The sequence below is a fragment of the Moraxella ovis genome (genome assembly GCF_900453105.1).
In the GTDB taxonomy this organism is placed as follows: domain Bacteria; phylum Pseudomonadota; class Gammaproteobacteria; order Pseudomonadales; family Moraxellaceae; genus Moraxella; species Moraxella ovis.
Genome location: NZ_UGPW01000001.1, coordinates 2,025,859 through 2,044,490 on the forward strand (window position 1 = coordinate 2,025,859; position 18,632 = coordinate 2,044,490).

At 47.2% G+C, this 18,632-nt stretch carries 15 protein-coding genes and 1 pseudogene; 4 read left to right on the forward strand and 12 right to left on the reverse strand.

All coding sequences use genetic code 11. From position 1 onward, the window contains the following. Positions 1-85 precede the first annotated feature (85 nt). From DYD54_RS09750 to DYD54_RS11615, 4 genes are all read right to left on the reverse strand, one after another. Positions 86-223, reverse strand: coding sequence for a DeoR family transcriptional regulator (locus DYD54_RS09750; protein WP_084260698.1), 138 nt, complete (start codon positions 221-223; stop codon positions 86-88). Positions 224-265: 42 nt separating this feature from the next. Then, positions 266-544, reverse strand: coding sequence for a helix-turn-helix domain-containing protein (locus DYD54_RS09755; protein WP_063515047.1), 279 nt, complete (start codon positions 542-544; stop codon positions 266-268). 68 nt (positions 545-612) lie between these two features. Continuing rightward, positions 613-798, reverse strand: coding sequence for a hypothetical protein (locus DYD54_RS11610; protein WP_063514717.1), 186 nt, complete (start codon positions 796-798; stop codon positions 613-615). Between the two features lie 42 nt (positions 799-840). Further along, on the reverse strand, positions 841-1,014 hold the full coding sequence (locus DYD54_RS11615) for a hypothetical protein (protein ID WP_218563658.1): 174 nt from the start codon (positions 1,012-1,014) through the stop codon (positions 841-843). A 742-nt stretch (positions 1,015-1,756) separates the two neighbouring features. Between DYD54_RS11615 and DYD54_RS09765 the strand changes: the two are divergent. After that, positions 1,757-2,039 (forward strand): annotated as a pseudogene (locus tag DYD54_RS09765) (transposase); the annotation flags it as partial. Positions 2,040-2,123: 84 nt separating this feature from the next. Here DYD54_RS09765 and DYD54_RS09770 read toward each other — a convergent pair. The 3 genes from DYD54_RS09770 to tauD form a co-directional block, all read right to left on the reverse strand. Beyond that, complete coding sequence (locus DYD54_RS09770; protein ID WP_063514719.1) at positions 2,124-2,429, reverse strand: PepSY domain-containing protein; 306 nt, start codon at positions 2,427-2,429, stop codon at positions 2,124-2,126. 176 nt (positions 2,430-2,605) lie between these two features. Then, on the reverse strand, positions 2,606-4,039 hold the full coding sequence (locus DYD54_RS09775; RefSeq protein WP_063514720.1) for an APC family permease: 1,434 nt from the start codon (positions 4,037-4,039) through the stop codon (positions 2,606-2,608). Positions 4,040-4,109: 70 nt separating this feature from the next. Next, a complete protein-coding gene (gene tauD, locus DYD54_RS09780) occupies positions 4,110-4,985 on the reverse strand; it encodes a taurine dioxygenase (protein ID WP_115265759.1) in 876 nt (291 codons plus the stop codon). A 279-nt stretch (positions 4,986-5,264) separates the two neighbouring features. Here tauD and DYD54_RS09785 point away from each other — a divergent pair, with 279 nt between their 5' ends. Both DYD54_RS09785 and DYD54_RS09790 read left to right on the forward strand, forming a co-directional pair. Further along, positions 5,265-5,714, forward strand: coding sequence for a universal stress protein (locus tag DYD54_RS09785; protein ID WP_036367234.1), 450 nt, complete (start codon positions 5,265-5,267; stop codon positions 5,712-5,714). 79 nt (positions 5,715-5,793) lie between these two features. Beyond that, entirely contained in the window at positions 5,794-6,795 is a 1,002-nt protein-coding gene (locus DYD54_RS09790; RefSeq protein ID WP_063514722.1) for an adenosine kinase, read from the forward strand. A 64-nt stretch (positions 6,796-6,859) separates the two neighbouring features. Here DYD54_RS09790 and nfuA read toward each other — a convergent pair whose 3' ends face one another. Continuing rightward, complete coding sequence (nfuA, locus tag DYD54_RS09795; RefSeq protein WP_063514723.1) at positions 6,860-7,483, reverse strand: Fe-S biogenesis protein NfuA; 624 nt, start codon at positions 7,481-7,483, stop codon at positions 6,860-6,862. A gap of 149 nt (positions 7,484-7,632) precedes the next feature. Between nfuA and DYD54_RS09800 the strand changes: the two genes are divergently transcribed. Then, positions 7,633-8,637, forward strand: coding sequence for a bifunctional nicotinamide-nucleotide adenylyltransferase/Nudix hydroxylase (locus tag DYD54_RS09800; RefSeq protein WP_063514724.1), 1,005 nt, complete (start codon positions 7,633-7,635; stop codon positions 8,635-8,637). A 133-nt stretch (positions 8,638-8,770) separates the two neighbouring features. Here DYD54_RS09800 and DYD54_RS09805 read toward each other — a convergent pair whose 3' ends face one another. The 4 genes from DYD54_RS09805 to DYD54_RS09820 all read right to left on the reverse strand — a co-directional run bounded on the left by DYD54_RS09805 (position 8,771) and on the right by DYD54_RS09820 (position 18,599). Then, positions 8,771-9,829 carry a hypothetical protein gene (locus tag DYD54_RS09805; RefSeq protein ID WP_063514725.1) on the reverse strand — a complete coding sequence of 353 codons (1,059 nt, stop codon included), beginning with the start codon at positions 9,827-9,829 and terminating at the stop codon, positions 8,771-8,773. A 120-nt stretch (positions 9,830-9,949) separates the two neighbouring features. Further along, positions 9,950-11,212 (reverse strand): sodium/glutamate symporter, encoded by a 1,263-nt coding sequence (gltS, locus tag DYD54_RS09810; protein WP_063514726.1) that lies wholly within the window; start codon positions 11,210-11,212, stop codon positions 9,950-9,952. 245 nt (positions 11,213-11,457) lie between these two features. Continuing rightward, positions 11,458-15,402, reverse strand: coding sequence for a phosphoribosylformylglycinamidine synthase (purL, locus tag DYD54_RS09815; RefSeq protein WP_063514727.1), 3,945 nt, complete (start codon positions 15,400-15,402; stop codon positions 11,458-11,460). 245 nt (positions 15,403-15,647) lie between these two features. Then, entirely contained in the window at positions 15,648-18,599 is a 2,952-nt protein-coding gene (locus DYD54_RS09820; protein ID WP_370446598.1) for a hybrid sensor histidine kinase/response regulator, read from the reverse strand. Between the last annotated feature and the right edge of the window lie 33 nt (positions 18,600-18,632).

The window sequence follows — 18,632 nt, forward strand, 5'->3', positions numbered from 1 at the left end:
AACTGCCGCTTCTTTTTAACAGAGCTTGTGTAGTTATTTAAGATGCTAAACCGCACGTCTGGGTGTCGAGCTTATCACATCAATCCTACTTCACCAACAAATACCCCTTGCCGCGACCATTACGCACAGTGGTTGCCAATCCCATATTCTCAAGTTCATTGAGTAGCTTACGAGCGGTACTGTCTGAGATGCTAAGCTCATTAGACACTTGTTTGGCGGTCAAAACTTGATCAGCCGGTGTATTTGTGAGTAGCTGAACTGATAGCTACTGATCATAAGCAAGCACCTCGGCGATGGTTTTGGGTTTGATTGCTTCGGGTTTGGTTAATTCCATAAACCGAGCAATGTCATCCAAAATCATCCACAATAACAAAAAGTTCTTTAAAGAAATATGACCTGTATTCTCAAACCGACGAATGGTTGGCTCAGGAATCAAGGATTTTTCAGCCAGCACTCGGCGTGACAGCTTAGCATCTTTGCGTTTTTGTTTTAGATAAGCTGCCAAAGCTAAGCGTGCATCAATATCGTCATACAGATGAAGCATAACCACCTCAACTTGTTTTAATTTTGATATTATTTTATCAAATTCATGTATTAACAACTTTTTTGTAGTCATCCCACAAGACAGTTCAGCTCATAACTTTGACTATGTCCAGAAGCTAGTGACTTCACCAAAATTCCTTTTTCAACCAAATCATTGGGGTCTCTTAGAGCGGTATCTGTAGATACTTTTGTGATCCCCGCCCATTTTTTGGTGGTAAGCTTGCCATAAAAACCATCCCAAAGCTTATTGATCATCACCACCTGCCGTGGATTGAGTGATGTATGGCGATACGTATGTTAAGACTGTGACTTAGCGACAACCTTTTGTGACTGGGCAAGTGCTTGTGTCAAAGCCGCTTCTAGATTGGTTAAAAACCAAATTAGCCATTCGGTGGCTAATGCTAAGCCCTTTTGAGTCTGTTCAAGTATGTGATAACACTCACGACGATTGGCAAAAATTTGTGCGGACATACTATAAAATCGCTGCGGACTACCATCGCTTTTGGCGAGCATCCTCAGTGAGTGCACGAGTCAGACGATCGTTACCATCATCAAATGAATGTAGCGTAACAAACCACAGGTATGCAAGTATATTCATGAATAAACGCATCAACCATCACCATTCTAAATTTCACTTCATCTGCGGTTATATACCACATATTCTCCGCAAAATATGCGATAAATAACACCATCAATCACCGCAAAATTGGCATACCAAATCCCAAACCCAACTGACAAATTATAAGATTTGAAAAAAGCTTAATATTATTAAATAGAAAATATAAAATTAAAATAATTCAAATCCATCAATACCTGCAACTTTCATCAGCACGCACAAGGGCAAAAAATTTAAAAATTATGATAAAATACGAAAAATTATGGGGTAAATTTACCCTATTGTTTTTCGTACCAAGATATAAAAAACCATCAAAGCGTGCAATCAGCATCCACACTGATAATAATCATAAGATATTGATATATAAAGAGATTATTTAAGGTAAAATAAGGGTATCTAGCGAAAAATAGTCGCCCGAGATTGCCAAGGTTGGGGTCGCGAGTTCGAATCTCGTTTCCCGCTCCAATTTTTAAAAAGCCTAAATCGTATGATTTAGGCTTTTTTGTTGTTTAAATTCAATGGTTTATAATAAAAATGGGGCTGTACTAGAATAACACCAATGTTATACTAGTTTTATGAAGTAACCCATTGCAAACTAAGCAAAATAGCATTGTCTATACTGATAGCTATAAAAGCTACAATGCGCTTGATATGAGTGATTTTAAGCGATTTAGAATTAATCATTCTAAAGAATTTGCAAAAGATCATAATCACATCAATGTCATTAAAAACCTCTGGAGTCAAGCCAAATGAGTACTTAGAAAATACAATGGCATTGACAAGAAAAACTTTCATCTTTTTATCAAAGAATGCGAGTTTCGTTTTAACTATGGCACACCCTAATCGGCTTAAAATACTGAGAAAATGGTGTGGGATTTAGGCTGATCTAGTACAGTCCCAAATAAAAAATCGGAAGTGGTTTACTTGCAATTTTTTTATATTTATCGAAGGTTTATGATAAGTATTAATCTTCAACTTCGCTTTTTAGAACTTTACCAGTTCTGGCATCGACAGACACGTCATATTCAACGCCGCGATCAGCCAATACTTCTACGTCAAAATGCGCACCAAGACGATTGTCGTGATCAAATTCGACTTTCTTCACGCTCACGCCTTTGACATGCGCTTTGGCGATCTCGCCTGCTTTAGCTTGGCTGATGTATTGGTCTTTATTTTGCTCATAGATGCGTACCTCATCGTCTGCCATGGCAGGCGCAGCGAGTAGTGCTGCTGCAGTAGATAGTGCTAGCGCAGATAAAATACGTTTCATAAGGTTCTCCTATTAGATCATGTTTGTATTATAACTTAAAATTGGCAAATCAGTTGGTTTGATAAATCGATGTTTTGTATTAAAAATATCAATCAAAAGACTTTTGGATGACCCATTCATCATAATTTGCCAAATGAGCTTGCCTGTTTTTTAATCATATCTAAAATTTAGCAAAATCAACTGACTTTGGCAAATAGGATTTGTCTAAGTTCTGTATCACTTTTATGCTGCAAATGATCGCGGCGCATGGCATAAAAAGCCACCCCCAAAACCACCCAAACCGCAAGGGCGTAACGCGATGGCGTGCTAAGTGCGCCCACCGAATCAGGCAGCAATAAAAGCAACAAAAAACCCACCGAAATTAGCATACCCAACAATCCAAATACCTGCTGGATTTGGCTTGGTGATTGGGCATGAATGCCGAACACCGACCCATCACGGCCCAATTTATAAGCGCAAGCACAGGTATAAAAAAACGTAATCGCAATGCCCACGCTCGTCATGTCCACAATCCACAACAGTGCCGCGCGCCCAAACCAAGGACTGATTAAGCACAATACCATGATGGCATAGAATGCTGTCGATGGCGTACCATGCCTAGGATTTAGCCTGCCAAATACCGGTGGTAACATCTGGCTACGGCTTAGCGTCAGTACGACACGGCTCGCCGCCACATAAAAGCCGTTCAAGCCCGTCAATACGCCCATGCTCACCGCCACCACCATGAGCGCAAGTCCAGACTTGCCCATCACCAATGAGATCGCCACACCCGTCTCCCATGAGCTGCTGCCAAATGCCGCCATGTTATCCCCAAAAGCGAATGCCGCTGCCGTAATGACCATAATGTACAAAAAGCTTGCGCTGATGATGCTTGCGATGAGTAACTTCATGATCTTACTGGCGGAGAATCGAAACTCGCCTGCCAACTGTGGAATTCCATCAAACCCTACGTACGCCCAAGGCGCAAACGCAACGATCGCACTCACCGCCGACCAGAATCCAACCTGTGCCGGCGGAGATAATGGCAATGATGAATCTTGTGAGGCAAAATGAAAGCCTGTACCGACCAACACCGTCACCACCGCAATTAGCATGAGCACCACCGCCAAAAACTGCACGCGACCTGAAATGGCGGTATTCTTAGCATTCAAATAAGCAAAACCAATCAAAAACAACGACGATACCGCCACTTCAGGCGCATAAATCGTCCAGCCTGATATCTCATACAAAGCACCCTGCATCATGACCTCAGGGATGATTAGGCGAAGCACTAGCGTGACTGCTGAGGCATTCAGCGAGATGATGCCTGCATAACCCAACATCAGCGCCCACCCAGCGATGAATCCATGCGTCCGCCCAAACGTCGCCAGCGCAAAGGCAATCCCACCGCCCGTCACCGGCAAAGACTTGGTGGCATAGCCATAATTCACCGCGATGACGCCGATCAATAACGTACCGATAATAAAACCTGTCACCACCGCCAGCAGCCCCGATGAAGACAGCCATTCATAGGGCAGCACAAATGCACCCCAACCCACTGCCGAGCCCACTGCCATGGCATAGACCCAGCTGACTTTAAATCCTTGTTTTGACTGACTAGATTCACTCATTGTTCGTCCTTAATAGATGGTTTTGATCATGATGGTCGGCAGAGAGCTACTGACCGACCCTCAAAGTTCATCACGCAGCACTGCTTGTATAACTTTTATAATAAGGCTCATCGCCATTTACCGTCGCTCGATGCATGATGCGGTGTGCATCGCCATAATCGAACATCGCCTTATGCTGCGTGCAACGATTGTCCCAAATTGCCACATCGCCCTCACGCCACTGCCAACGCAGACGAAACTCTTCTTTGACAGTATGCTCTGTCAAAAAATCAAGCAGCGCCCTACTTTCATCCTCAGACAATCCCTCAATATGTGAGGTAAATCCTTCACTAACGAACAAAATCGGCTTACCCGTATCAGGGTGCGTGCGCACCACAGGATGCGGCACAGGTGGGTTTTTACGGTAGATTTCTTCTAGGTGCGCCTTTTCTTCATCGCTCACCCCGCCGAAGCGCTCTTCTGGGAATGACAGACGAATGTCATGAATGGCGGTCAAGCCTTGGATTTTTTGCTTGATGTCATCATCAAGCGCCTCGAAAGCTGCCGTACCGCTTGCCCATAGAGTATCACCCCCTGACGATGGGATTTTGACCGCACGAAGTACACAGCCCAAGGGTGGCGTCTTACTAAAGGTTACATCGGTATGCCAAAGCTCGTTATCACGCAGGTCGGTTGCATGGCTGTCTAGCACGATGACCTCAGAGATGTTCGGCACAGTTGGGAAGACAGGATGGATATGCAGACTACCAAATGATCTGGCGAGCTTTACTTGAGCCTCAGTCTGCAAATCCTGATCACGAAAGAAAATCACTTGATGATCAAGCAGCGCTTGCTTAATCTCGGCCAATATCTCTTCTGTTAGATTATTTAGATCCACACCGTCAATGACGGCGCCGATGGTTGGTTTGATTGGAGTGATGGTTAAATTTGTCATGGCACTTTCCAATAAAATGGGTTGATTATCAACAAAAACTACAGTGCCATTATGTTAATAATAAGCCTGCCAAATTTAAAACAACAAAACCGAATTAAGTAAGTAGCGATCAGCATAACGATCACCCAAAGGCAATTTAATCCATTTCAAAATACTCATTGAACGCACTCAAAATCACACCCAAACACCGCGCCAGTACTGCCAAAATTTGTCAAAAATCTAGCTGACGATGGGTGGGAATTTTGTTATACTAAATCAAAAGGGCATGTCGCCCATCACAAGGAGAATGCGATGTATCAACACGTTTTATTGGTTACTGATCTACGAGATGACACGGATTTGGTCGCAGCGAAAGCAAAATGGATTTTGGATGCGTCACCTGCTGCTCAGCTGTCGGTACTGCACATTGTTGAAGAGACCATGTTGGGTTTTGGTTATGAGCTGATTCCAGCTTCTGCCCTGCATGAGCAGATTGACAATGAACGCTGCCAAGAAGCGCGTACTCGACTGGCGGAAGTCTTGGCGCGTAACAGCTTACAAGCGCACAATGTCAAAATCAAAACCGCCATCTCAGGACGTAAAGGCATCGTTGATTACTGCCAAAACAATGCCATCGACCTCGTAGTCATCGGCCGGCATAAGCGCACAGGCCTATCAGCATGGCTAGCAGGTGCGACCGCAGACAGCATCCTACCTGATGTGGATGCTGACTTACTTGTGGTACAATTAGCCGTCGAATGATTTATTTTAGAATGCAGCCAAGGTTATCTTGGCTGTGTTTTTATGTTTACTGCTTTATATTTTAATTGATAGGATTTTTATGTTTGATATCATCGCCATTGGCAACGCCCTAGTGGACACCGAATTTAAGGTGAGCGACGACGCATTGACCGCCACAGGTCTGACTCGTGGTAACATGACGCTGGCCGAAGAAGAAGGTCAGCGCGCGTTATTTGACACCCTAAAAGACCAAGGCGTAAACCCTGCCAAGCAAGCTGGCGGTGGTTCGGCAGCCAACAGTATGGTGGCTTTCGCGTCATTGGGTGGTCGTGCGTTCTACAACTGCCGCGTGGGCGGCGATGACATGGGCGATTTTTATTTATCAGACCTAGAAGAGTCAGGCGTCACGACCGACGCAGATGTCGCCATTGATCCAGATGGAACGACAGGCTCATGCGCCGTTCTGGTCACCCCAGATGGCGAACGTACCATGCAAACCCATTTGGGCACGAGCAGCCTAATTAATGGCAACAACATCAATTTTCATACTCTGGCAGGTGCAAAATGGCTATACCTAGAAGGTTATCTTGCCATGTCACCGACCATCACCCAAGGCATCAGCACCCTGCACACTAAGGCAAAAGAAGAAGGTGTTAAAGTCGCGGTGAGCTTTGCTGACCCTGCGGTGGTAAAATTCGCCAAAGAAGGTCTAGATGCCATGCTATCAGGCGGCGTGGATGCGATATTCTGCAACCTCGAAGAAGCCATGCTCTATACTGGCGCTGATGACCATGAATCGGCAGTGCGCGCACTTGGTGAATTTGCGACCTTGGTTGTGGTCACCAACAGCGACAAGCCTGCGCTCATCAAGCAAGGCGACGACATCATCAGCGCACCATCAGCCGTCATCGATAATGTGCTGGACACGAATGGCGCAGGCGATAACTACGCTGGTGCATTCCTATACGCGCACACTCAAGGTCACGCCCTGTCTGAATGCGGCGCACTGGCAGCGGCTGTGGCAGGTCGTATCGTAACTCAGTTCGGTCCGCGCTTAAGTGTATCAGTTTATCAAGCCATTAAGGCAGATATACTGGGTTAATAGACGAACACAAAAAAGACCTGAATAATATCAGGTCTTTTTTGTGTTCGTCTATCACACGTGATTATTTATAATATGCGTTTTGAGTTTGAGAATGGTCGGTCTCATCAATCACGTGCATGATCTCTGGAATTTGTTGCTTTAACTGCACTTCAACACCTTGACGCAGCGTCACATCGACCGCACTACAACCTTGGCAGCCGCCGCCAAATTTTAGTACCGCGGTCAGTCCTGCTTCATCTTCGATCAGATCTACAAGCTCAACCATGCCGCCATGGCTGGCAAGATTCGGGTTGATCTCAGATTGCAGGACATAATTGATGCGCTCTTCAACGCTGGCATCTGCACCCACTTGAGGCACCTTTGAATTAGGCGCGCGGAAAGTCAGCTGACCACCGAAGCGATCTTTATTATAATCAATCACCGCATCATGCAGATAAGGAATGCTCGGCGCATCGATGTGTGCGGTAAACGCTTCAAAAGGAATCTGCAAATCTGCCTCATCGATCTCATCAGGCTGGCAGTAGCTCATGCAACATTCGGCGCGCGGCGTACCTGGGTATTCCACAAAGATACGCACGCCAATACCTTCAACCTCTTGCTTGGCTAATAAGTCAGCAAGATAGGCTTGGGCGTTGGGTGTGATGATGATGTTGCTGGTCAATCGGGCGCTGTCTGTGTCACTCATGGCTGGCTCTTTTTGATTAAGTTATTATAAAATATTAGAAAGTCATAAATCTTGACTAAATTAGTCGGTTTATTTGCTCTTTATATGGTAACATAGCACCATTTTATCAAGCCGATTAACAAAACTTTTTTAATTTTTTAAGGATAATTATGACGTACGAATTTGATTATTTGGTATTTATTGGGCGTTTTCAGCCATTTCATGACGGGCATAAATTCGTCGTCACCGAAGCACTACAACGTGCCAAGAATATCATCATGCTCATCGGCTCGGCCAACAGCCCGCGCACCATCAAGAATCCATTTAGCTTCGATGAGCGCAAGCAGATGATTGTAGGTGCATTTGGTGACACCGAAGTCATCGATGGGGCAGCTCGCATTCATTGCCTACCCATCGATGACACGCTCTACAACGACCATCAGTGGCTCTACAACATCCAAAGCGCCCTACACCATCAGACCCAAGGACAAGATCGCATTGGCATCATCGGACACACCAAGGACGACAGCTCTTATTATTTATCATTGTTCCCCAATTGGTCAGCGATCGATCTGCCAAGTTTTGAGAATCTGTCTGCCACCCCGCTGCGTAAGGCGTATTTTGAACAAGGCATCATCGATGAGCGGATGCCTAATGCTTCGCAAAATTTCCTACAATCATTCATCAGCACGCCTGACTATATGAGACTAAAGCAAGAATATCAACACATCCAAGCCTTTAAGGCCGAATGGAAAGACGCGCCTTATCCACCAATATTCTGCACTGCTGATGCGCTTGTGGTACAGGCAGGTCACGTATTACTGATCGAACGTGGCGGCGAATACGGTCATGGATTGTGGGCATTGCCGGGCGGATTCTTGGATAAAGATGAAAAATGGCTAACTTGTGCTCTGCGCGAATTACAAGAAGAGACCGGCCTGATCGTCCATCAAGACCAGATCAAATCCCAAGAGATCTTCGACGCACCAGATCGCTCACCGCGCGGTCGCACCATCACGAACGTGTTTTATGCTGAGCTTACAGGCGATGCCCTGCCCAATGTCAAAGGAGGTGATGACGCCAGTCGTGCATTTTGGTTGCCGTTGCATGAGCTTGATGGCAAGCAGATGTTTGAGGATCATTATAGCATCATCATGAAGATGTTAGGGCTGTGACAATAAAAAGCTTGATATGGCTATATGGATTTGATATTTATAATCCTATTGAGTGCCAATAAAGAGCTTTGTACGCTTAATACAACCCATAAAAAACGGATCGCACTTGATCCGTTTTTTGGTGTTTTTACAATTAAAAGACCATTTCCACACGCCCAAAGGCAGCAACATGATGATCATGATCCTCGGCTTTGTTGTTGTAATAACTGACATCACCCTGCAAGAATAGCCATTCGCGCCATACAGGCTGACGATAGCTGACATAAGGGCCGTAGATGTTTAGATTGGCTTTTTTGTCTTCGATGTCGCCACCTGTATAGATGCCATAGCTAAACTCACGACGTCCGTGTTTACCCCTCCAATAGTGCTGCTGATAAAAACTATTACCCCAATTTAGATCTTCGGTGTCTTGACTGGTGTAGCTTAGTTGGGTTCGATTGATGAGCGTGCGCGAGGCAGATTGCGGCTGACTAAATTCTAGGATAGATAGCGTATAGTGTTCGCTTTTTGAGCCATAACGATATACCTGCTCAAATCGCATGTCGACATTTTTTGGCAGCTCCCACTCTTTTTCGGCGCGCATCTTGATGAACACATCATCAGAACGCACACCCAGATCAACATCCGTCTCAACGCCTAGTTTTTCTTGGAATTTTGACCAGCGCAGACCAAAGGATGAGTTCTGCTCACTTGCCTCGCGTCTGTCAAATCGGCGATCGGCATGTCTAACGACACGCGAGTCATTATGAATACCGCCATCACGCTCAACGTCCAAATCCTCGTCACCAAATACCAAGCTTAGACGATTTTCAAGCGCCGGCAGCTTTAATTTACCGCGCACACGGGGCTTGACCGTTGTACCATCATATTCATTCCAGTGCGTATCTACCATCACACGAAGCGATGCGCGCGCAGGCTCGTCAGGGTCGGTTGTACCGAACCACTTATCCATCTTATGCGCGGTCTTATTCAGATAGTCCTTAGCATCATAGCGCTTCTCATCAAGCCAAGTTGCCTGGGCTGCATTGCGCTCAACAGGTGGTGCACCCTCACTTTCCAAGCTCTCATCCACCACTTGAGCTGTGGCTATATCAGCCTGATCAGCTGCTTGACTTGGCTCGTCTTGAGCGTTGGCGGCAGCGCCCATCATACAAAATCCTGCAACGATGGGCAGTTTTTTTATCATGTCCATAATTTTCCCAAAATCTTACAATTGATATAAAATAATGTTTGTAGCATAATCAATTTTTACACAAATAGAAAAATAATTTTAAAATAAAAAACCTCATCACTTGATGAGGTTTTTGTTGTTTTACATAAATGGCAACTTAATAAATGCTTGTAGCACAATGGCGTTAACAATATCTACGAAGAACGCACCAACCATCGGCACGATCAAAAACGCCTTATGCGATGGCAAGTAACGATCTGTAATCGCTTGCATGTTTGCAATCGCGGTTGGCGTTGCACCCATACCAAAACCGCAGTGGCCCGCTGCCAAGACAGCAGAATCATAATCGCGACCCATGATGTTAAAGGTTACAAAGTACGCGTACAAGATCATCACGATCGTCTGAATCAACAAGATAATCAGGATAGGACCACCAAGACCTGCCAATTCCCAAAGCTTCAATGACAGCAATGCCATGGCTAGAAACAATGACAAAGCAGCATTGCCGAACACATCAATTGCGCGGTCGAACATGTCAAAATTAAACAAATTGGTCAGCACATTACGAATCACCACGCCGCCAAACAGCGCCCACACGAAGGTAGGCAGCTCATACCAAGTACCTTTGGCAACGCCAGTCATGATGTCAGCAAAAGCAAGACACGCCGCGAACAGCGCCAAAGTTTCGATGGCTGATGTGGCGGTAATCAAGCGAGTGCTGTCTGATTTTTCAAAAATCTCTTCATCGGCATAGTCTTTTAGAGCCTTATTAGGTTCGCCATCTAGCGATTTAACCTCAGATAAGCTACTCGCTTGCTCCAACTCTTTAGGTTTTAGGCCTAGTTTTGAGATTAGCTGTCTTGCCACAGGACCACCGATGATGCCGCCTGCCACCAGACCATAGGTCGCGCACGCAATACCCAAAGTTGTCGCTGCTGCCACGCCATAGGTCTGCTCAAGGTCAGCACCCCAAGCACCCGCCGTACCATGACCACCAGTCAATGAGATCGAACCTGCCACTAAGCCGAGCATCGGATCAATACCCAGCGCCATGGCTGAACCCACACCCACGGCGTTTTGAATGATGATAAACACCGATACGACCACTGACAGAACCAGCAAAGGCGTACCACCCGCTCTTAAACGGCTAAAATCAGCAGACAGACCGATAGATGCGAAGAACATCAACATACATGCGGTTTGTAATTCTTTTTGAAAAATAAAAGAATAGCCAAAAAAAGCATTCAAGCTATAAACAATAGCAGCCGCCACCAAACCGCCTGCCACAGGCTCAGGGATGTTAAAATCCGCCAAAAATTTTACACGCTTAACCAAAAAGCGTCCAAGCAATAGCACCAACGTCGCCAAAATCAGCGTGTAGTATCCATTTAACGTAATTTCCATACGTACTCCAAAATAAAAAAAGAATATGGTTGCCCGCATCCTCGTTAGGGCGTTAATAAACTTCTTTGCGATTAAGTTGTCTAGACCAAATCGCAATAATACGTCGGTATTCTATCAAGATTATCAATGATTTGTAAAATAAAAAATTATTTAAATAACACAACCCTACTTAACATCTGGTATTCATGCCACCAATAAAAACGCGCGCCTACTGACGCTCGTTTTTATTAAATATCACTATCTGATTAACGCAAGAATGCTCGAGCGTTACGGAACAGACGCATCCACGCACCGTCATTGGTCCACTCATCAGGCTTCCAAGAGTGATTCACCGCGCGCAAGGTACGCTCTGGGTGTGGCATCATCAAGGTCACACGACCATCGGTGCTACATACACCCGTGATACCCTCTGGCGAGCCGTTCGGGTTGAGCGGATAATGCTCGGTCGGATTACCTTGGCTGTCCACATAGCGTAGAGCGATCTGGCCGTGGCGTGTCAGTTCATTTAATGACTGCTCGCTCATCTGCGCATAGCCTTCGCCGTGCGCCACAGCGATCGGTAGAATGCTGTCTTGCATGCCTTTTAGCAGTACAGACTTGGTGCGCTCCACACGCACGTTAACGCTGCGCGCCTCAAAACGTGCCGACTTATTAAAGGTGAAACGTGGGAAATGTTCCGCACCCACCATCAGCTCTTTTAATTGACTCATCATCTGACAGCCATTACACACACCTAGGGCAAAGGTCTCAGGACGATGGAAGAATCTGGCGAACTGCATACGAAGCTCGTCATGGAACAAGACTGAATTTGCCCACCCTGAGCCTGCACCCAAGACATCACCATAACTAAAGCCACCGCACGCCACCAAACCTTCAAAGTCTCGTAGGTTAATGCGACCACTCATCAAGTCGCTCATGTGCACATCAACAGCGTCAAAGCCTGCGCGCACAAAACCTGCACCCATCTCAAGATGACCATTCACGCCCTGCTCACGCAAGATGGCAACTTTTGGTTGCGTGGTGCGGCTATTCACATAAGGCGCTTCGACTGCAAGGTCTAACTCATAGTTGGCATGAGCGATCAAGCCATGATGATTCACGTCATCAATCAAGGCAAACTCTTGATCAGCGCACTCAGGATTGTCACGCATTGAGGCGATGGCATGGCTGACTTTCGTCCATTCTTTTTGAAGTTCGGCACGGGTGAAGCTTAGATTTTGTCTGTCAGTCGCGATGGTTAATACATCCTGACCTGCGCCACCTGCTGGCGTGATAAAGGTCTCACCCACAGCAGTCAATAGACCATCTACGCCATGCTCTTTGGCAAGGGCTTGTAGCGCATCTACATCCGCTGGCAACACCTGAATCACCGCACCCAACTCTTCAGCGAACAGCTGACCCAACAGATTGTCATCAGTCAGATTCAGATTCACTTTTAAGCGGCTGGCAAACTGCATCTCTGCTGCAGTTGCCACCAGACCACCATCACCAATATCATGATACGCACGGATCAGCCCTGCTTCGTTCGCAGCTTGGATAAAGCCAAAAAGATTGGCAAGATCGGTAGCATCATCCACATCAGGGCAGTCATTGCCAAGCTGGCTTAATGTCTGAGCAAAGATAGAACCACCTAAGCGAAGCTTACCACGAGATAGATCCAAGCGAAGCAGCTTAGCATCAGCATTAACAAGCTCTGGCGTGATGGTCTTGGCGACATTCTGCACAGGCGCAAAGGCAGTGATGATCAGACTCATTGGTGAGCTAACGGTCTTGTCCGCGTCATTATCCTGCCAGTTGGCTTTCATGGACAAGCTGTCTTTACCCACAGGGATGGTGATGCCTAAGGCAGGACAAAGCTCTTCACCAATGGCATGCACCGCATCAAATAGTGCCGCGTCTTCTTTTTCATCGCCGCACGCCGCCATCCAGTTGGCAGATAACGTTACGTCTGATACCTTAGCAATGCGAGCTGAAGCGATGTTGGTCAATGCTTCGCCCACAGCCAAGCGCGCTGATGCCTTAGGGTTGATGAGTGCCACAGGCGTACGCTCACCCATTGCCATCGCTTCGCCAGTATCCGCCATCAGTCCTGACATCGTTACCGCGCAGTCCGCCACAGGCACTTGGTAGCGCCCAACGTACTGATCTTGGGTAACCATACCTGTGATAGAACGGTCGCCGATGCTGATTAGGAAAGACTTACTGGCGACAGTTGGATGACGAAGTACGTCTTTGATGCTCTCGCGCAGATCCACACCAGCGACGTCTAGCGGATGTAGCTCATTTGGCTCACGGCTAAAGCTACGCTTCATTTTTGGTGTGCCGCCAAGCAGCACTTGCATTGGCATATCCACAGGTTGTTCTGGCAGCAGCGTGTCGTCCACTTTTAGCTCGCGGACATTGGTCGCCACACCAAGCACCGCATAAGGGCAACGCTCACGTGCGCAGATCTCATCAAAAAGCTTCTCACTTTGCGGTGAAATGGCAAGCACATAACGCTCTTGGGCTTCGTTCGACCAAATCGCCATGGGCGACATGCCTTTTTCTAGTGATGGTACTTTACGTAGGTTTAGGTGCGCACCAAGCTCGTGATCATCTACAAGCTCGGGCATGGCGTTTGATAAACCGCCTGCCCCCACGTCATGGATTGAGATGATGGGGTTATTATCATTGCCGTCTTGTGCCATCGCCCAGCAGGTATCGATGACTTCTTGGCAGCGGCGTTCCATCTCAGCATTATCACGCTGCACAGACGCAAAATCCAAGCCTTCATCCAACTCACCGCTGTCCACAGAACTGGCTGCGCCGCCGCCCAAGCCGATTTGCATGGCAGGACCACCAAGTACGATCAATAGATCACCTTCTTGGATACTGTTTTTTTGCACCAAATTACGCTTGATATTGCCGTAACCGCCTGCGATCATGATCGGTTTATGGTAGCCACGCATTTGGCTGCCGTCTTGCTCAGCGGATGTGTCTAGTTGGAAAGTGCGGAAATAACCGTTTAGATTCGGACGACCAAATTCATTGGCAAAAGCAGCACTACCCAAAGGACCATCAATCATGATGTCCAGCGCACTTGCCATACGCTCAGGCTTGCCATATTCTTTGGCAGATACTTTGCCAGAAGTTTCCCATTTTTCAGGCATGTTCGGTAGGTGCAGATGCGACACACTAAAGCCCGCCAAGCCTGCTTTTGGCTTACCACCACGACCTGTCGCACCCTCATCACGAATCTCGCCACCTGCGCCAGTCGCCGCACCCGCAAACGGTGCGATCGCAGTTGGGTGATTATGCGTCTCTACTTTCATTAAGATGTCAATCTGCTCATCATGAAAGCCGTACTGCGCCTCGCCTGCATCATTCTTAGTAGGATAAAAACGCGCCGCCTCAAAGCCTTCCATCACCGCCGCATTGTCCTTATAAGCAGACAAGATGCCTTCTGAATTTTGTTCGTGGGTATTTTTAATCATCTTGAACAATGATTTTGGCTGTACTTCGCCATCAATCGTCCATTCAGCATTAAAGATCTTGTGACGGCAATGCTCTGAGTTGGCTTGAGCGAACATCATCAGCTCAACATCAGTCGGGTTACGACCCAGTTTGGTGAAATTTTCAACCAAATAATCAATATCTTCGCTTGATAAAGCAAAGCCAAATTCAGTATTGGCACGTACCAAAGCGTCACGCCCATGTCCCATGATATCCACATGCTCAAGGTGCGCAGGCTCACCATCAATGAACAGCGCCGCCACATCATCCAAGTCATACACCAAGCTTTGAGTCATGCGATCATGCAGAATCGCCTCAGCCGCAGCTGGCAGTTTGGCAGGCAGATCATCGCCCGTCAATGTGAACACCACCACGCGCTCAAGACGATTTACCTGAACGCCGCAGTTATTAAAAATATCGGTCGCCTTAGATGCCCACGGGCTAATCGTGCCAAAACGCGGCGCCACCACAACCTGAACCTGACTAGCTTGAGCGCCTTTTAGAGCAACTTCTTCGCCTTGGTTAAGTAGGTTTACTGCCTTAGTATGGTCAGCGCCACTGATGGCTTGATCAAAAACATAAACCTGCTGACTGTCAAGTGCGCTAATCTTTAGCCCTACTTTTTGTTCTAGCTGAGCTGCCAATTTTTTGGCTTGAAAATCCGTCAAAAAACGATGCCCTGCGATGGTGCTGATCATGGCGATACCTTTACAAAAATAGAAAAATAAATGGCGTCATTATAACAGGTTTTGGCGAATAATCGGCGATGATTTTTGGTTAAAATAAGCAAAATTACCAAAATTTCTGACATTTATTTTCACTCTGATTAATCCAAAAACAAAACGCCCACCCTGCATCAGTCACAGGATGGGCGTCATCGTCTATGGGCTAAAGTAATGACTATTAACTTATAAATCCAAAGTCAACACCGAAGTCAGCTAAGCTACATCTTCCAATTCATGCGCGTCTCATCCACCGTCTGGCCTGATAGATAAGCCTTAAGGTCGATCGCATCCAAGCTATCAAGCGCATCGATGAGCGCGCGGTAACTGGGTCGCATGCTGACAAAATGGCTGGCATTTACCGCGTGAATGTCAGCACGGCAATTCGTCTCAAAAATCTCCGCCATCTGGCGCAATCTTGGCACACCCGTATAGCGCGATGCGCCCACCATGCGGTGCGCCAATTGCGCAAGTGCGCTGCGATTTCGCTCCGCCCATGCGCGTTCTAGTTCTTGTTTTTCGTTCTCGGCATTCTCGATGATCATTGTCAGTAGTTTTTCTGCCAAGTCCGATTTATTCGCCGCGCGATTCAAGGCGTCTTGCCAATCAATATCAGCCAGCACACCTTGAGATTCGGGTGGAATGACGGTGCTGTCTTTGATTGACTCATTAATATTGATGGTAGCTTGCATAGTCTCGGCTTCTTGGGTCAGAACTTGGGCAGCGGGCATCTCTTCATCACCATGATGCAGCCAACGCTCTAACGTCTGAACGAGTTGCATGTGCCCGATCGGCTTACCTACATAATCATTCAGACCCGATGCGACCAATCGATCCTTCTCATCAGACAGTCCGTGTGCAGTCAACGCGATAATCGGCACAGGCGTCGCTAGATGAGCCTGCTCAATCTTGCGAATCTGAATGCTCGCCTCAAGCCCTGACATTCTAGGCATCTGCACATCCATAAAAATCAGGTCAATCGGCGCACTCGTGCCTGTGACGGTTTTGGTCATGATCTCGATGGCATCAAATCCACTACCCGCTGTCACAACCTCAACGCCAAGCTCACCCAAGAGTGCCTCAAGCACCAGCAGATTCGGCAGATGATCATCAACCGCCAACACGCGCGCGCCCGTGAATCTTTGTTGTCTGGTCGGCTTGTCGGTTTTATGATTTGACAATAAATCATAAAGCTGTCGTTTATCCATCGGCTCATACAGCGCGCTGGCATGATAACGCTCTAATAGTGAGCCATCCACACCCACCTGATAGCCATATGCCGCCAATCGTCCTTGATAGCGCAGGCGAATCTGCCTTAGGATCGCACCGATATCATCTTGAGCCGCATCCTGACCGAAGTTATCGACAATTACCCAATCAAAATCATGCTCGCCATCCAGCTGCTCAAGCAAATCCGCCAAACCGATAGCCTCGGTAATCTGTGCGCCTGTGCCGGCCAGACTTGCCTTTAACACCTGCAAAGCAGGTGCATGGTTAATCCACACTAAGATATTGGCTCGAATGGCAGGCGGTAATATCGCAACATCCGAATTATGCGCTTGACCTATCGGCATTTCAAACCAAAAGGTCGCCCCCATCTGAGCGATGTTTTCGCTGTTATTATCAAAAAAGCCAATCTCGCCACCCATCATCACCGTCAGCTGCTTAGAGATCACAAGCCCAAGCCCCGTACCCCCATAGCGACGCGTTACCGACAGATCGCCTTGGCTAAAGCTCTTAAATAGCTGAGCCTTATCCGCCTCGCTCACGCCTTTGCCCGTATCCTCCACCGCGATGTGTAGATAGTCGTCACGTCTGTCCGATAGGCTAACGCGTACCACCACCCCACCCGTGTCGGTGAATTTGATCGCATTGCCCACCAGATTCGTCAGTATCTGCTTAACACGCAGGCTGTCGCCCACCACATTGGTCGGCACATCGTTATAGAAAAGTACCGCCAGACGCAGATGCTTTTCAAGTCCGGCGGGTGACAGCATGTCCACCACATCATAGATTGTCGCATACAGATCAAACTCATGGCGATCAAGCACCAATTTACCCGCCTCAATCTTTGAAAAATCAAGCACGTCATTCACCAAGGCAAGCAGGTGCGCGGATGATTTTTTAATGGTTTGGACGTATAGGTTTTGTTCGCTGGTCAGACCTTCTTTTCTGGCGAGCAGATTAATAAAGCCATCAATGCTGTTTAATGGGGTGCGCAGCTCGTGACTGATGTTCGCCAAGAAAGCCGATTTGGCTTGGCTGGTTGAGACGGCGGCATCGCGCGCGTTACGGATGGAGATGTTTTGCATTTCCATCTCGTCAAAGGCTTGTTGTAGGTCGCGCTCGGTCTCTTCGGCGTGATTTTTTAGCTCATTAAAGCTGCCTTCAAGCCTTCTAATCGCCCTCAAAAAATCCCGCTGCAGCAGTGAAAATTCACCATCGGCACGCACCGTCACAGGCGTCGATAGATTATCCGCATCCAAGCGTTGCAGATACAATCGCATCTCATAAATGGGCGCGATCCAGCGCTTAGAATAAATATTTAAAATCAGCAATAACAATAAAATCGTGATCAGTCCCGTGATCGATAACGCCAGCGCCACATGATAATAAGTAATGGTCAAAGGCTCGTTGTCCATCTCGACCATGAGCCAATAACGCTCGCCGTTCACCGTCAAAGGATTGCCATATGCCGTGCCATAGCCAGTATCTAAGCGCAGTACGTGCGGCGCATTCACATCAAAATCACCCCAAGGCGCGCTTGCCTGAACCCCTATCGCATGCAAAACTGATCCGTCATTTTTGATGATGGCGAGGCGCTGTACACGTTGAGTGCGCATCGAATTGACACCCTCTAGCACACCGCTAAGCGCGCCTGCATCTTGGTGATTTTGGATGCCGTAGGTCAGCACTTTATTGGCAAGCTCAGAATCAAACAGTGCCAGCTGAGACTCTGCATCCTGACCAATTTGGCTTAATAATGGCTCGGCAGCAGTCTCATAGCGAAGCAGTGCCGCCTGCGCAAGTACGTCCTGCTCAGAAAGTACGGCACGGCGCACCTCGCTAAACACCAAATAACCACCCACCAGGGCAAGCACCACAATCGGCAAAAACACCAATAAAATCAGCTGCCCGTACGCGCTTTTTAAGCCAAAACGAAATCTATTCATGATCATCCATCATCAAAATCTCACATCATCAGT

What these genes read in the sequence shown, in the direction of transcription:
- DYD54_RS11615 (WP_218563658.1), bottom strand. Translation starts at nt 1,014, where the DNA reads ATGTCCGCACAAATTTTTGCCAATCGTCGTGAGTGTTATCACATACTT.
- DYD54_RS09800 (WP_063514724.1), top strand. Translation starts at nt 7,633, where the DNA reads ATGACGTACGAATTTGATTATTTGGTATTTATTGGGCGTTTTCAGCCA.
- gltS (WP_063514726.1), bottom strand. Translation starts at nt 11,212, where the DNA reads ATGGAAATTACGTTAAATGGATACTACACGCTGATTTTGGCGACGTTG.
- DYD54_RS09775 (WP_063514720.1), bottom strand. Translation starts at nt 4,039, where the DNA reads ATGAGTGAATCTAGTCAGTCAAAACAAGGATTTAAAGTCAGCTGGGTC.
- DYD54_RS09820 (WP_370446598.1), bottom strand. Translation starts at nt 18,599, where the DNA reads ATGAATAGATTTCGTTTTGGCTTAAAAAGCGCGTACGGGCAGCTGATT.
- DYD54_RS09785 (WP_036367234.1), top strand. Translation starts at nt 5,265, where the DNA reads ATGTATCAACACGTTTTATTGGTTACTGATCTACGAGATGACACGGAT.
- purL (WP_063514727.1), bottom strand. Translation starts at nt 15,402, where the DNA reads ATGATCAGCACCATCGCAGGGCATCGTTTTTTGACGGATTTTCAAGCC.
- DYD54_RS11610 (WP_063514717.1), bottom strand. Translation starts at nt 798, where the DNA reads ATGATCAATAAGCTTTGGGATGGTTTTTATGGCAAGCTTACCACCAAA.
- DYD54_RS09790 (WP_063514722.1), top strand. Translation starts at nt 5,794, where the DNA reads ATGTTTGATATCATCGCCATTGGCAACGCCCTAGTGGACACCGAATTT.
- DYD54_RS09755 (WP_063515047.1), bottom strand. Translation starts at nt 544, where the DNA reads ATGCTTCATCTGTATGACGATATTGATGCACGCTTAGCTTTGGCAGCT.
- nfuA (WP_063514723.1), bottom strand. Translation starts at nt 7,483, where the DNA reads ATGAGTGACACAGACAGCGCCCGATTGACCAGCAACATCATCATCACA.
- DYD54_RS09805 (WP_063514725.1), bottom strand. Translation starts at nt 9,829, where the DNA reads ATGGACATGATAAAAAAACTGCCCATCGTTGCAGGATTTTGTATGATG.
- DYD54_RS09770 (WP_063514719.1), bottom strand. Translation starts at nt 2,429, where the DNA reads ATGAAACGTATTTTATCTGCGCTAGCACTATCTACTGCAGCAGCACTA.